The following is a 13,612-nucleotide window of genomic DNA, read 5'->3' as shown; positions in this document are numbered from 1 at the left end:
CCAGAACGGCGAGATCGACTGCTTGACGGCCACGGCGGAGGAGCCGTTCGATTGCGTGCTGGATGACCAGTTCATACCGTCGCTGGGGGGCCCAGCTTGCGCGAGCCGCGGGGCCGCGCCAAATATAGACGCAAAAACGAACGTAGCGGCATGGAACGCCTGCTTGGCGCAGTCAAATCCTGGCTTGGATTCTCCAATCCTGACCGCAACAGATTCCGCCGCAAAATGAGTAGCGAGAAAGGACTTTGTCATTTCGAAGGTCCCGTGGCCGGTGTTCTCGCATTTTGTTTACAACCTGACGCCACGCTCGATTCAAGCCCTTGCGCGTGAGCGGTCTTAAGCGACGACCCAAGATCACATGAGCAGATCGTAAGAGACAGCTGCGTCCTTCAGAGAAGCAGTGACGAACTCATCCAGGTTTGAGCTCGCTGCCTGCTTGATGGTCGGGCTTGCCCCGCAAATGAGAGTTTCGCCGCGTCCCCAGCACAGATGGCTTGGTGAAGCTCTGCGCCCTCCCCCGCGTGTCCCAGCCATCCACCTCTTTCATGATGCGGCCGGTTATTATGAGTCTTCCAGACACGCCGACGACGTTCCCGACAAGCGCGCCGCGCGCAGTGTGGATTCAAACCTTTCTGCCGGCTTGGTAACTGGAAGTAGAGGGCTTGTCGGTTGCTCGCGATTTCGCAACTTGCAGATCGGCGAGATGAACAAAAAGCACGGTGTGCGTGCACTGTCTGTCGAACAGCGATGCCTCACGACGCAAATCATGACGGGGCAGCAATAAGCGACAGGTGGAGTTGGAACGGCTGACTGAGATAACGCAATTTGCCGAAGCAGGTGTCACACAGACAAATGCGCTTAGCGCGGGCCTGTTTGCCTGGATGCTTCTTTTGCGACTTTCGACCAATTTCAAGCTCTCCGGACCTGAACAATCTGCCGGCTTTTCAGTTCGGCACAGAGCTTGCTTCTGTGCACAACAACACCGCCGAGCCGTCGCGGTGATGGAGGGGCGGACCCGGCGCCGCCATGAACGGCGTCGCGTTCGCCCCGCTCTGTCTTAATCGGGGCCAGGCAGCCAGCTACCGGACCGAGCAATTTGAGACCGCTTCAGTCGCGCTCGGCTCATAGTCGTGTCCCATTTCTCGAAGAGACTAGCAACACAAGGCGAAAACATGTTGTTCTTAGTTATTGGAAAGAAGCTCTGTAGTGGACGTAACGAATTCATGGCCAATTGTTCGCAATGACAGGCTATCCCATCCACCGACAGATAATCCCGATCACAGTGATTGCGGTCTCCGCATGGCTATTCACGGAGCCAGGCGGCATAGCGAGTTGGCCTCGACCCGCCCAGGCCAGCGCTCCGTCGAGCGAGATCCTCGCCGATCCGGCCGCCCCTGACGACGTGGATGCGGATCATAACTCAGTTGACGCTCGCTCATTGCCGAGCGGGCATTGTCGCGTCAGAAGCTCCCAGCTAAGCGTTGTCAAGCCTGGCGCGAACTACGCAAATGTCGTTCACGTATTCGGTTGCGCGGGCACTCTCAGATCAAGCGAGATTGTGGAAGGCACCAAGTTCCAGCTATTTGCATGGAATGACGGGCGGATTTTGGCGCTGTTCGTCGACGGGAGGCTGTTGCTCGCATCGCGGTCTGCCCCATCATAAGGCATCTTTGGTTCTTGTAGCGATGCTACGCGCGCATTTGCATTTGCGAGAATAGCGAAGCAGAGAAGCGAAAGAGCGGCCGGCCGCTTCTAAAGGTCGCTTCGAGCGGAATTGTCGCACCGCGTAGTTAGTCCGCAGATTAAACATTGGATCGCGCCAGCGCCGTGACGATCAACGCGCTACTTGGTTTGTTAGCTTCGAGACATTTCTGACAGACGGCAGCCGGCACAAGGTTCAGTCTCAAACATGTCTGCAGCCCATGCCAGTTAGAAGCGGCGATTTCCCTTCGGCATGCTGCTTGCTTTGTCGTAACCAGCATCACCGTCCTCCCAGCCACCCGGTGATGTAGGGCGGACCCGAGGCTTTGGGCTCATCGCTGAGGGGCCGCCCGCTCCGTGATGCATGCTGGTTGCCGCGTCTCGAAACGTCATGTTCACGGCTTCCGGCGCGAGGCGCCGAACCGGAAATTCGTGGTTGCGACAGAACAAGTGTGTCCGTGCGCAAGCGGAGGACGTCGGGGAGGCGCAGACTTCGCTCGGTCTGAATAATTCATTGGAACTCATGGCCACCGAAGAATCAGCACTGGCAAATTTCCAACTGCAAATGGGCGACGCGCCGAACGCGCTCGCCGTCAGTCACGATCCAGGTTCCGACGCCCTGGTATTGGTCGAGGCAGCGGCTGAGTATCGCTGCGCAATATCAATCCTCAAGGAGGCATTCACTTTAGCGGACTTAGAAGCGGACGATAGACTCAACGATCTCTTTCACAGACCTCGCATCGCGCGCTATTTCCTGCTCGTTCTTAGGCAACGCGTAATCGGGGCTGGTTTGGTTCGGCTAAACCCTATGATCCCACAGTCGATATATGTTCCATACATTGCTATCCGCGCGACCGACCGCGGAAGACTATCTACGCGGAGGATGAAGCAACTGTTCGCCAGGTTCACGCGGGAGATGGGCGCCCGCAGAATTCTGGTTGAGGTCGAAAGCCCGCCTCGTATGCTACGCGATGATCACTATCGGAAAGAACGCATGCAAAATTCTGCTATGAGAATACATTTGCTGCATCGCGTCTTAGGCACGATCTTTATTGACGATCCGGAACGGGCAATCGCGTATACACGGCCTGCTTCCGATGATCCGCAGAAGGTGAGAACCTCGCTTCTGCTGGGTTTCGTGCCTGTCGCGGCAGAACCGGCAAACTTCTTCAATTCCGAGCGTACCGCGATAACAGTTGACAGCTATCGGCAACTCTATGTGGAACTTATGCAGCTAGATTACGGCACCGAAACACTTATACCCACGCCGAGTCAGCTGGCCGGAAGATACCCCACAATTCGCGATTTCATGATTCGGACGGACGCTTGCCGCAGAGAGCGCTGTTGGGTATCGCTTCGTCCCTCCTGATTGTCTAACCACTGTTTGGCCGCAAAGAGTTGAGCGTGGCGGCTCCGACGCCATCCCTCCTCAAGTGCTCGCGCACCAAGTTTGTCCGATCTGAAAGAGCAATCCTGTAGTGCCCGAATACATCGCCCGCAGGCGCGACAGTACCGCGAACGCCGGGTTCAGCACTACGGCGTCGAGCGCCCACCGACCCGCATCCGAGCCTCGGCCGCAAACTCGATCTCGATCGCCGCACGCTAGCCTGCTGAAACGGTGCGCGCCAAGGCGGGACTACCAAAGCCGATCTATTGCCCGGTCGGGAGTTCGCCCTTGGGGATCGAGGACGACGACGCTTCCGCGGTAGTGCAGCAGGTTCGGGATGATCGTTGTCACCGATTTCCCCGCCCGGGTAGGAGCGACGGTCAAGAGGTGGCTTTCGCCGTCCCAGTGCACGAACCCTGCCGGCTGGCGTGCGCCGTCTTCCAGAAAGGCCGCGAGCACGATGGACGAGGGGTTGTCGAAATGGTCACGTTCCTTGAGAAAGCGCCCCAGGTCGGCTGCGCTCGCCCAGCTGGCCGACCCATGCAGCGGCGGCGGCTGGATCAGGAGCCTCTCGCGCTCCGCAGTCTCGGCCTGCTTCTCGGCCCGACTAAGGAAGGCCTGGTAGCTACGGCCGGAGGCAACCGCAGCGGCGACCGCCTCGGGGTCTCGCCGTCGTACTCCCGCGCGATGCGCGACGAACCCGGTCCGCCTTGATGCGGCGTCCAAGCTTCCAGCCCAAACGGCCAGCCGAGCGGAAGATGCCCAGCTGTCTCGAGAAGTTGAACGAATTACTCAAACGCTACGCCCCACAACGCGGAGCTGAGACTGGCCCTAACGATCTGGTCGAACAACCACGAAGTGTGCCAGTATTTCGCAGGTTTACTGCAAGAACAGCGCACTTGCGCATCGCCGCCAACATGGACGAATTGTATTTCTAGGAGCGGCGGCGATTCGTTTCGCTCGGTTTTCCGATCAACGCGTGCCGCGTTGGGAAAACCGGCGAGTGCGCCAGGGGAGCAAAGGAGAATAAGAGGAATGTTGAAGATTACTGGTGTCGATAAGCTCAAGAGGCAGCTTGATGACGCGCAACGAGCGTTTAAGGCGCTGGACGGTCAGGTTGCGACGGTGAGGTTCGATCCGGAGAAGCCTCAAAGTATTCAGGCTGCAATCAAGACGATGGAAGATGCCATCGACTCTAAGGTTCGCCCGTATCGCAACAACGCACTCGTCGTGAACATCGTCCCGCAGCTTAAAGAAAAATATCGCAAAGCAATTCTAGAGCGCGCCCGTAACGCGCAGCAAGCGAAAGGAGCGTAGAGGAAATGGCTAAATGGGCGGATTACGTCGTCACAGCGGTAAGATTTAACGACAAGCATACCCACATCGATCGAGTGAGGGCGTGGAAGGATAACGGCGAGTCACTTGAGGCGCCACAAGAGTTCACGCGTCAGACTGTGGTGAAGGCCATCAGTGATGATGGCATCACATTCGTTACCGCCTTCAAGAAAAGCGATGGGAAATGGAAAAAAGGCGAGGACGTGTTCGTTATCCACATCCACGGTGTGGCCTATATAAAAACGAAGAGGGATAACACCACCAAGGACAATTTGGACAATCTGCCCGAGTTCTAGCCTAAGCAGCCCGCTTCTTTCCCGCGCCTACAGCGAGATGAACGCCGGAGACTCGCTGAAGCTCGCCGAGCATCGCCAGCAGGTTATTTGCACGAGGATTGCCCTTTGGCCCGAGAATACGCATCAAGCTCTTTGAGGGGGTACCGGTTAAATCTCGTCATGGCAGCGAGTTATAGAACGGATTCTATAACTCATTCTCACACACAGCCCAGCGTGCTGGTTCCGTCAAGAATCTGTTAGTCAATCGCGCCTAGAGTCATGGGCGCAGTTTCGGTAGATCGTCTCACGTAAGGCGATAACGGGCATGCCGCCAACAGTGGCGGCTGGTCAAGGCTTTTGGCCCACGAGGTCGAAAGCCCGCCTCGCATGCTGCGCGATGGTCATCATCGGAAAGAACGCATGCAAAGTTCTGCCATGAGAATACATTTGCTGCATCGCGTCTTAGGCACGATCTTTGTTGACGATCCGGAACGGGCAGTCGCCTATGTTCGGCCTGCTTCCGACGATCCGCAGAAGGCGAGAACCTCTCTTCTGTTGGGCTTTGTGCCTGTCGAGGCAGAACCGGCAAACTTCTTCAATCCCGACGGCACCGCGATAGCAATTGACCGCTATCGGCAACTCTATGTGGAACTGACGCAAACTAGACGACCGATTCCAAGAAGCCTGCGGTGGAACGGATTGAGTGTTGGCGGATTCCTCGGTTGCGGTTAGCGCAACGAGGAGTGGCATCATGGCAGGATGGCGGCAAGCGGTCGAATTGGCGATGACCGACGATGAGATCGGAGCGTTGGCAGCTCTTTCGCGGTCGAGAACCGAGCCGGCGAGCCGGGTCTCGCGGGCGCTGATATTGCTGGCCTACCGGGACAATCCGTCGTTCTGTGCCGTGGGGCGCAAACTTGGGGTCCATCACCAGACCGTCGAGCGCTGCGTCGAGCGGGCTCTGGCCAACGGGGCGCTGGCAGCCCTCGATGATCGGCCGCGGCCGGGCAAGGAGCCTACGATCACGCCGGAGGCCAAAGCTTGGCTGGTGTCCCTGGCGTGTGACAAGGCCAAGGATCATGGCTATCCGCATGAATTGTGGACGACGCGATTGCTGGCACGTCATGCGCGCGAGCACGGGCCGGCGGTCGGGCACAAGTGCCTGGCCAATTTGGTCCAGGGCACCGTGTGCAAGATTCTCAGCAAAGAGGAAATCAAGCCGCACAAGGTGCGCTACTATCTGGAGAACCGCGACGCCGAATTCGACCAGAAGATGGCCGAGGTTCTGTGTGTCTATCGTGAAGTCGAGGTTCTGAAAAAAGCCTCTGCCAGATCGAAGAGGGGCAAGCCGGTGGCAATCGTCTCCTGTGATGAAAAGCCGGGGATCCAAGCCATCGCAACCACGGCGCCGGATTTGCCGCCCGAGCCTGGTGTCCACGCCACCTTTGTGCGGGATCATGAGTACAAACGTCATGGCACGCTCAGTCTGCTGGCCGGGATCGATCTGCTGACCGGCAAGGTCCATGCGCTTGCGACAGACCGCCATCGCAGCCGAGAGTTTATCGAATTGCTCAAGCTGATCGATGCCGCCTATCCGAGGGGCACCACAATCAAGCTGATCCTCGACAATCATTCCGCGCATATCTCGAAAGAAACCACCGCCTGGCTCAACGCCCGACCCGTCGGACGCTTCGAGCTCACCTTCACCCCCAAGCACGGCTCGTGGCTCAACCTGATCGAGGGCTTCTTCTCCAAGTTTGCCCGCTCGGTGTTGCGCCACATCCGGGTGACACCGAAACACGAACTGAAGCAGCGCATTATGGCCGGCATCGACGACGTGAACCGCCATCCGGTCATCCATACCTGGTCCTATAAACTCGCCGAGGCTGCCTGATATGATTCGAACCAAGGAAACGCTCAACTAGATTACGGGACCGAAACACTCGTACCCACGCCGAGCCAGCTGGCTGAAAGATACCCTGCAATTCGCGATTTCATGACTCGGACGGACGCTTGTCGCAGAGAGCGCTGTTGGGTATCGCTTCGTCCCTCCTGATTGTCTAACCAAGGTTGGCCGCAGAGAGTTGAGCGTCGCGGCTCCAACACTACTCATCCTCAAGTGCTCGCGCACCAAGTTTGTCTGAAAGAACAATCCTGTAGGTGCCCCAATACATTGCGGGCGCGAACAAATGCGGATCATCATCGCTGTCCATCGGACAGCACCGCGAACGGCGTGTTCAGCATTGCGGCGTCGAGCGTCCCACCGACTCCTCATCCGAGCCTAGGCCGCAAACTCGGTCTCGATCGCCGCACGCTAGCCTGCCTATTGCCCGGTCGCCCTTCGGCTGCAGATCAAGATAGTGCACATAACGGCGAAGGCGGCCCTGGCGGCGCTTAACCCTTACTCGGCACAGTATGGATGTACGCCAGTACAAGTACATTTACTCCAAAAGCTGACGGTCGATGGATTTGAATCGATGATCCAAACTCCAAGATCATGATTGAAATTCGGTCAGGTGGCCGATCCTTGACCAAATCTAGCCGCGCCCGCAAGCTGCAATAATCGCGACTGCTGGTAAGAACATCAAGAGCGACATCACAAAGACGATCGCAACCTGCGAGAAGACAATCGCAACCCTGCGAGCAGAAGATCGACACACTCCCCGAGCCCCGTTGGGGACCAACCGCCTCAAACCGAGCGAGCGGATACGACGCGAGCGAGTCGCGTCGATTGTAACACGTTGTCCTGCCACTCGAAATGCTACTGATCTGCTCTAGCTTCTTGACCAATGGCCTCAATGACCAAACCGGTCTGACGTTTTTGGAAAGCAGTCCAGATCTGGTCCAATGTTTACGCGCGACCCCAACTTTGCTCGTCTTGAAGTTTCGGAGAGTCGGTCGGATCTTTCCGAAGTGACAATGTAAATGGGAAGGTCTTGGCAAAAAGATGCTGGAGCTCAGCCTGCTCCTCTGCAACGCGTTTCTCGATGAACTGGCGTTCTACGTCGGACAGTCTTGTCCCTAGCAGTCGTCGACACCGGTTTATGTTGTTGCGATGAGCCCGAATTCGAGCCAAGTCTTCATCGAGCATTGTTGTCACCCCTGAAGACCCATATCCTCTTTAATTTCGAGCACCATCAAGAGATCTCGCAACGCAAAAGCTTTGGCTCCGTTTAGATGCACGCCGCGTCGGGGGAAAGTGCTTTGTGGTGGAGTTTGCCGACAGGCAAATTTCGCCTACTTTTTGGCATGTTTCTGCATTTCCAGGTCGTTTTTCGTCGGATCCTGCTCGCGCGGATTAGGCTTGTTCGTATATGTAAGCGATGTCTGGTATTGATTACTGCGATGGCGTGTCTGGATTCGCACGAATCTCGCATCTGGCGTGCCGTTTTCGAAGTATACCTGCACCGGTACCGAACCGATCCCTCACACCTAATCAGCCGTGGGGAAGAGCAAGCCCGGCTCCGCAAGCTGAAAATGCGGTTCGGCAGATTGAGAAGGCACTGGCCAGCCCATGCGATTTGGCGTTTAGGGGTGGCCAATGTTGAGTATCTGCTGCCGCAATCCAATCCAGCATGTCCGTCTCTTGCAACCGAGGGCGCAGCGTACATCGGTAGATGGTAGATGGGGGTTTCTGCGAGGATGAGGAGACTTGAGAAGTATAGAGCGAAACCGCTGAACTAAGAGGTTCAGCGCTTTTTGTTTTAAGCCGGAAATCATCGCCTTCTGCGACTTGTCCGGGGGCTAACGGTTAACCCGCGCCCGCGAACGCAGGTTCTCTTCACCATTCTACGGAATACGCAGTTTACTTTCGATTGGCATTGCCGGAATGCCGGCCCCCCTGTTAAACGAGCCCCGCACCGTTGCCGGCCGCGTTTCAGCGGTCGTCCGTGGCGGGGCCTGTAGCTCAATGGTTAGAGCCGGCCGCTCATAACGGTCTGGTTGCAGGTTCGAGTCCTGCCGGGCCCACCATTTGGCGGTATCGCATTTGAAAGCATTCAACTTTTCGCTCTGCTGTCACACCCGCCCCACTGGGGTGTGACATCGGCTCGATGGACGCCTGCCGAAATGATCAGTCGTGTCTCAACGCCATGCTTATCGGAAGGATCGCGACCGGCGAAAATTCGGTGTCCCGCAGCGACCGCATTGAGCCGCGTGACCGATGGAGTGATCCCACGGAGTACCTACGTCATCGACACGAACACGGCAACTATACCCTAGTCTTTGAGACCAGAAGCCAGCAGGACAACTCAACCTTCGTTGTCGTTCAGAGCGGTACTTGCTTGGTGTTACCAACCACAAATAAACACACATCGAGCTACGCACGAAACTCCACAGTGTTGCGATTCTTGATCGCTTCCTTCGAAGGTTCGTGCTGCGGATTAGCGGGGAGCTGAATTTTACCCTTGAGCCCGGCGTAAGTCGTGCCTTTGAGCTTTGCACTCACCACAATCTCGAAGTCGCCATTAACCGTCAACAAGCCAGCGTCGAACAATCGATGCAAATCGACCCGAAGACAAATGCCGTTTTGCGCGTGGTTGCTGAGTTCGTTGATATACGGCTGAATATGAGCAGCCTCCAACAAGGCCTCGACCGAATCGCCCGAAATGCAGCATTTGTTGCCGTAGTTTCTCAGGATCTCACGCCGAAACAGGGATTGGCCTTTGCGCTCCTTTCTTCTCACTGGTTTGCGAGTAGGATCACCAACCACGAGGACGAATGGAGGAACGCTCGGGACCGGCTTATCAATACTCGCAGCGATCCCGTCTGGATCGCTAAAGTACTTCAACTTGACCACCTCCCGAGGGAATGAATGTCCGCAACTCTCAGGAGTGACAAATGCAGCGTCGTCGAGGGTGATGACTTCGGAGAGTTCAATGCAGCCGATTACGGGATCGCTAGTCGGTGTAAATGCCTTCGACCGCTTCGCGGCAAAAAGCTGAATCTTGCGAACTAGCTCGTTCTCGCTGTCGGTCCCGTTGTTCGGGCCATACAGGCGCCACGCTTCCTTGGCGGTAGCATCGCGATACTGAACGAAGTGTCCGTAGCCCCCAATTTTCCGAGTAGGCGCCTTCAGCATGAAGTAGAGCCGCTGCCCCGCCTGTAGCCCTTTCACGTTCCACGGGGTCGGCGTCCAGAAATTCACAATGCGGTCGATCGGACCCGTGCGGATCCGGTCAAACCAATCGAGATCTGTCGGGGCAATCGCAAACGTCATTTTGTTCCCTCACACGCGGCAGCGGCGGGCCACCGACGATCTTCGCAATGCGGCAAGCACCAGCACTGACCAGCGCGGGCCGAGCGCGAGACGGCTGGTCCGTTCAAGATCAAATAGACTCCCCCAAAAGCCCCATCCTTTCCACTTTTGTAGGTCCTGTGAATAATCGGGATAAGCGTCCCGCGCCTCGCATTTCTACCCTGCATTGTGCCAATTTGCCGGTGGTGATTCGCTGGAAAACAGGTGAATGCATGATCAACGGCAAGGATCTCGTCGTTTGGACCAACCACTCCACGCACGAGGTGCGCGTCACAGCGCAAGGAGAACGCGGGCCGGATACGAGGAGCGGCGCTTGGGGCGATCCTATCGGCGCGTCGTATCTGCAATGGAAAGAGATGGACGACGGCCAGCGCGTCGTCATGATGCTGGAAACCGCCATCGATCTTGCAATGCAGGGGTTTGATCTTGGCGCCACACTCCAGCAGTTTGCGCAAGTCGCTGAATTCAGAGCCCTTGGCTCGAAGAGCTACCCCATGTGTCGCGCCCTGACCAAGGCGTTGGTGGGCCGCTCCCTCGAACCGAATGACATGACCTTCGAAGAATTGCTTGAGGCGCACCGGCCCTAGGAGTGGTTGATGCACACCTTCGGTCGCATTCTAGAGCTTCGCGACGCATCCATCGCCCTCAACTCGGCGAGCGCGTACTTCCGCGCCGACGACGACAAACTAACCAATCCGCTCAAGTTGGGATTCTTCATGGAGGTCGATCGCAATCTGGCGATGCTACCCGAAGATGCATGGAAGCAAATCAAGGTTGACCTGCTGGACCGAATTGCGGTTCGTGATCCCAAGCGGGATTGGCAACCGTTCTTCGATACGTTCAACGAGGTCCGCGCCTATAACTATCTTCAAGGCATGGGATGCGACGATATCCGATTCATTCCACGGGCCAAGTTCAAGAACCTGAGAACCCCTGATCTAGGTGCACTCCACAATGGCGCACCCCTTCTTTGCGAAGTTAAAACGATCAATACGTCGGAGCAGGAATTGCACCGCCGCGCGAAGGGCGACGTCGGATCGACGTCTCTCGTTGTAGACGAGAAACTTCTGGAGAAGCTGTCGAAGGACCTCGCGTCGGCGAAGAGCCAAATGGACTCATATAAGCCCGACGCGCGGATGATCGCTTATGTCGTCATCAATTTTGACGATTGGGCGGGCGACTGTGCGGAGGAGCACCTAGCTCAAATCGAGCAATTCCTAGGTCACCTTCGCCCGGGCATCGATGTGGTGTCAGATGTTCGGACATCTTTTCTGAAGAAAGTCACGTTGTATCCAATGTCGAATTCTTGAAACGATGACCGCCGACCCCGCAAGAGATCACCTTTGCCGAGATGCGCGAGATGAGCGTGCGCGGCGTCCTGATCTATCGCCGCAATCGCTGGGGCCGCCACACCGAAGCCAAAGCCGACGGCTGGGCTTACGACGTCCGGCTGTCCGACATCGAGTCGAAATTTGTTTGCACTCGCTGCCGCCGCGCGGTGCCGAGATCCTGCCGAAGTTCGAGCCTTGGCGTTGAACAATTAAGGCAGAGCTGGGCGTATTACACCGACACTCCAAGGAGAGGTCGACTCGAATGTCAGACCAAGATTCGAAATACTGCCTTCTACTTGACGCCAACGTATGGGTCTCAGAGCGAATGCTCCATAGTTCGGTAGGCAGCGCAGTGTTATTTGCGGTCGCGGCAAATAGCAGCACGATTGTGCTTCCGGAAATCGTCGAATTGGAAGTTGATCGTGTTTTGAAGAGTGAGGCAGTTAGGGCTAGCGCTGCACTTCGAAAAAGCGTCGATCTCCTAAGGCAACTATCCGGGCATGAACGTGTGTTGCAGCCAATGCCCACTGAGAATGCGATTCACGAGGGTATTTTGCGAAGGTGGAAGGAGCTTGATGGCGTCATTGTTCGCGCCCCTTTCACTTTTGAGCAAGCCCAAGCCTCACTGCAACGTATTCTCAATCACACTCCTCCCTGCGGCGAGAATAACGAACAATTCCGCGACTGCTGTATTTGGGAAACCGCGTTGGAGTTCTCTGCCTCAAGCGTTGTGCATTTCGTGACGAATGATTCCGCTTTCTACGATAACCGCGACCGAGAGAACATTGTTAAACCGCTGAAGAACGAATTAGCATTACAGTTGTTTTTTGGCTTTGAGGTGAGCGCGTTGCGCGGTCGCCTGGTGAACTCGGCGCCAGCAAGACCAAGCGATGATGTGTGCGGGCTGAATACGCTTTCGAGCGAGTCGGATGGCAATGCGGCGAATTTCCTGGATTGACCAACGGATCAGCGGCGGCGTGGTTGTACTTTGGCTTTTGCCGGAGGACGGTGTTTCGTTTTTTTGGGCGGCGGCGGATTGGCGCGATGCCGGATTGCGGCCATCATGGCAAAGGCGAGCATCACCAGGGACACATGACGGTGCCAGCCATGCCAGGATCTGCTCTCGTTGTGATCGAGCCCGAATTCGTTTTTCGCGGTCTCAAAGCTGTCCTCGATCGCCCATCGATGGCCTTCGACCGCGACCAGCGTTTCAATGGATGTTCCCGCTGGACACCAAGTGGTGAAGAAGGCGAGGTCATCATCGGCGATCCGACGACGGATCAGTAGGCCGCGCGTCCACAAGCCATCATTAGCATTGTTGAACTGCTCGGCCTCGAGATCGGCCAATTCGAGATAACACCAATCGTGTAGTCGCGGCCCTTTGGTTCCGGCTCCCGCCGACAGACGCTTCCAGTCAGATGAGCGCCGCGTCCGGGCTATGTCTGCAGCCGTACCGGCGACCGGCGGTCGCTTGCCCCAGGATCGAAACACATGAGCGCTGCTGACCCCGAGCACGTAGCCTTTGCGTGCCCGACGTAGTTGCTGTTCGATGTCGCCAACACCGTAGACCGTATCACCGGCAACCCACTTAAATGGTACAGACGCGGCTATCGCGCGGGCGATCATTCTCGCGGCAAGCTTTGGTTTGGTGGCAAAGCCGGTATCAGGGGGCACGTATGCGGCTTCCAGGCGATCTGGATCATCGGTCCATTCCTTCGGAAGATACAGCGCGCGATCGATGAACCCATGACCGTGGCGCGAAACGTAGGAAGCGAAGACTCCGATCTGGCAGTTCGTGATCTTGCCCGCCGAACCGGTGTATTGCCGCGCCACCCCGCATGACGCGTTGCCCTGCTTGAGAAAGCCGGTCTCGTCGATCACCAGCACCGCATCGTCATCCGCCAAATGCTCGATGACATAGTCACGCACGATGTCGCGCAGGGCATCGGCGTCCCAATCCCCGCGACCCAAGATCGCCTGCTGGCGCCACGGGCCTGGATCGCCAGCCGCTTCCGCGCGCATCCAACCGGTCTTGCGTTGTTCATCTCCAAGCAAGCCTTCCAGGAACAGGCCAGCATTCGTCGCAACACGCTCTTGCGTGAACAACGGACGAATCCGCTTCTTGATCTCCCGAAGCGACGCCGCCCACAACGCAACCGTTTCCTCTATCGACGCTGCCCGCGTCCACGATCTCCGAATCATGGTTGCCCATAGATTCAGAAGCCTGCCGAAAAAACAACTGTAATATTAGGGTTCAGACTCAATTGATCCAATAGGCGACGATCGCGGCGAGGTGGACGGCAGCCAAGAAGTTTCTGGCAAGTTT

At 56.8% G+C, this 13,612-nt stretch carries 12 protein-coding genes and 1 tRNA gene; 10 read left to right on the top strand and 3 right to left on the bottom strand.

Annotated elements, in window-relative coordinates; genetic code table 11:
* Together SO180_RS40355 and SO180_RS40350 are read left to right on the top strand one after the other, a co-directional pair.
* Window positions 1-229, top strand: a 229-nt coding sequence (locus tag SO180_RS40355) for a hypothetical protein (RefSeq protein ID WP_449384349.1), incomplete at its 5' end; no start/stop codon positions are given.
* Between the two features lie 1,908 nt (window positions 230-2,137).
* Window positions 2,138-3,070 carry a hypothetical protein gene (locus tag SO180_RS40350; protein ID WP_449384348.1) on the top strand — a complete coding sequence of 311 codons (933 nt, stop codon included), beginning with the start codon at window positions 2,138-2,140 and terminating at the stop codon, window positions 3,068-3,070.
* Between the two features lie 267 nt (window positions 3,071-3,337).
* On the opposite strand, the gene SO180_RS40345 is transcribed toward SO180_RS40350, so the two are convergent.
* On the bottom strand, window positions 3,338-3,814 hold the full coding sequence (locus SO180_RS40345) for a type IV secretory system conjugative DNA transfer family protein (RefSeq protein WP_449384347.1): 477 nt from the start codon (window positions 3,812-3,814) through the stop codon (window positions 3,338-3,340).
* 309 nt (window positions 3,815-4,123) lie between these two features.
* On the opposite strand from SO180_RS40345, the gene SO180_RS40340 reads away from it, so the two are divergent.
* From SO180_RS40340 to SO180_RS40320, 5 genes are all read left to right on the top strand, one after another.
* Window positions 4,124-4,405: a hypothetical protein gene (locus tag SO180_RS40340; RefSeq protein WP_449384346.1), complete on the top strand. Its 282-nt coding sequence runs from the start codon at window positions 4,124-4,126 to the stop codon at window positions 4,403-4,405.
* A 5-nt stretch (window positions 4,406-4,410) separates the two neighbouring features.
* The gene (locus tag SO180_RS40335; protein ID WP_449384345.1) at window positions 4,411-4,719 is read left to right on the top strand and encodes a DUF3892 domain-containing protein; all 309 of its coding nucleotides are present in this window, start codon (window positions 4,411-4,413) and stop codon (window positions 4,717-4,719) included.
* Window positions 4,720-5,118: 399 nt separating this feature from the next.
* On the top strand, window positions 5,119-5,430 hold the full coding sequence (locus SO180_RS40330; RefSeq protein ID WP_449384344.1) for a hypothetical protein: 312 nt from the start codon (window positions 5,119-5,121) through the stop codon (window positions 5,428-5,430).
* 19 nt (window positions 5,431-5,449) lie between these two features.
* The gene (locus tag SO180_RS40325) at window positions 5,450-6,592 is read left to right on the top strand and encodes an IS630 family transposase (protein WP_449384343.1); all 1,143 of its coding nucleotides are present in this window, start codon (window positions 5,450-5,452) and stop codon (window positions 6,590-6,592) included.
* Window positions 6,593-8,594: 2,002 nt separating this feature from the next.
* Window positions 8,595-8,670, top strand: a tRNA-Ile gene (locus SO180_RS40320).
* 346 nt (window positions 8,671-9,016) lie between these two features.
* Here SO180_RS40320 and SO180_RS40315 read toward each other — a convergent pair.
* Complete coding sequence (locus SO180_RS40315; RefSeq protein ID WP_449384342.1) at window positions 9,017-9,916, bottom strand: HNH endonuclease; 900 nt, start codon at window positions 9,914-9,916, stop codon at window positions 9,017-9,019.
* Between the two features lie 251 nt (window positions 9,917-10,167).
* On the opposite strand from SO180_RS40315, the gene SO180_RS40310 reads away from it, so the two are divergent.
* From SO180_RS40310 to SO180_RS40300, 3 genes are all read left to right on the top strand, one after another.
* Window positions 10,168-10,542 (top strand): hypothetical protein, encoded by a 375-nt coding sequence (locus tag SO180_RS40310; RefSeq protein ID WP_449384341.1) that lies wholly within the window; start codon window positions 10,168-10,170, stop codon window positions 10,540-10,542.
* Between the two features lie 9 nt (window positions 10,543-10,551).
* On the top strand, window positions 10,552-11,265 hold the full coding sequence (locus SO180_RS40305; RefSeq protein ID WP_449384340.1) for a hypothetical protein: 714 nt from the start codon (window positions 10,552-10,554) through the stop codon (window positions 11,263-11,265).
* Window positions 11,266-11,548: 283 nt separating this feature from the next.
* Window positions 11,549-12,244: a PIN domain-containing protein gene (locus tag SO180_RS40300; RefSeq protein ID WP_449384339.1), complete on the top strand. Its 696-nt coding sequence runs from the start codon at window positions 11,549-11,551 to the stop codon at window positions 12,242-12,244.
* An 8-nt stretch (window positions 12,245-12,252) separates the two neighbouring features.
* Here the strand turns inward: SO180_RS40300 and SO180_RS40295 are convergent, their stop codons facing one another.
* The gene (locus SO180_RS40295; RefSeq protein ID WP_449384338.1) at window positions 12,253-13,488 is read right to left on the bottom strand and encodes an IS701 family transposase; all 1,236 of its coding nucleotides are present in this window, start codon (window positions 13,486-13,488) and stop codon (window positions 12,253-12,255) included.
* Between the last annotated feature and the right edge of the window lie 124 nt (window positions 13,489-13,612).

This window comes from Bradyrhizobium sp. UFLA05-112, from assembly GCF_053572325.1.
This window is presented reverse-complemented; position numbering and strand designations above follow the sequence as displayed.

Bases quoted from the DNA above. Each gene is read 5' to 3' on its own strand.
- SO180_RS40340 (WP_449384346.1), top strand. From the start codon at position 4,124: ATGTTGAAGATTACTGGTGTCGATAAGCTCAAGAGGCAGCTTGATGAC.
- SO180_RS40335 (WP_449384345.1), top strand. From the start codon at position 4,411: ATGGCTAAATGGGCGGATTACGTCGTCACAGCGGTAAGATTTAACGAC.
- SO180_RS40330 (WP_449384344.1), top strand. From the start codon at position 5,119: ATGCAAAGTTCTGCCATGAGAATACATTTGCTGCATCGCGTCTTAGGC.
- SO180_RS40325 (WP_449384343.1), top strand. From the start codon at position 5,450: ATGGCAGGATGGCGGCAAGCGGTCGAATTGGCGATGACCGACGATGAG.
- SO180_RS40315 (WP_449384342.1), bottom strand. From the start codon at position 9,916: ATGACGTTTGCGATTGCCCCGACAGATCTCGATTGGTTTGACCGGATC.
- SO180_RS40310 (WP_449384341.1), top strand. From the start codon at position 10,168: ATGATCAACGGCAAGGATCTCGTCGTTTGGACCAACCACTCCACGCAC.
- SO180_RS40305 (WP_449384340.1), top strand. From the start codon at position 10,552: ATGCACACCTTCGGTCGCATTCTAGAGCTTCGCGACGCATCCATCGCC.
- SO180_RS40300 (WP_449384339.1), top strand. From the start codon at position 11,549: ATGTCAGACCAAGATTCGAAATACTGCCTTCTACTTGACGCCAACGTA.
- SO180_RS40295 (WP_449384338.1), bottom strand. From the start codon at position 13,488: ATGATTCGGAGATCGTGGACGCGGGCAGCGTCGATAGAGGAAACGGTT.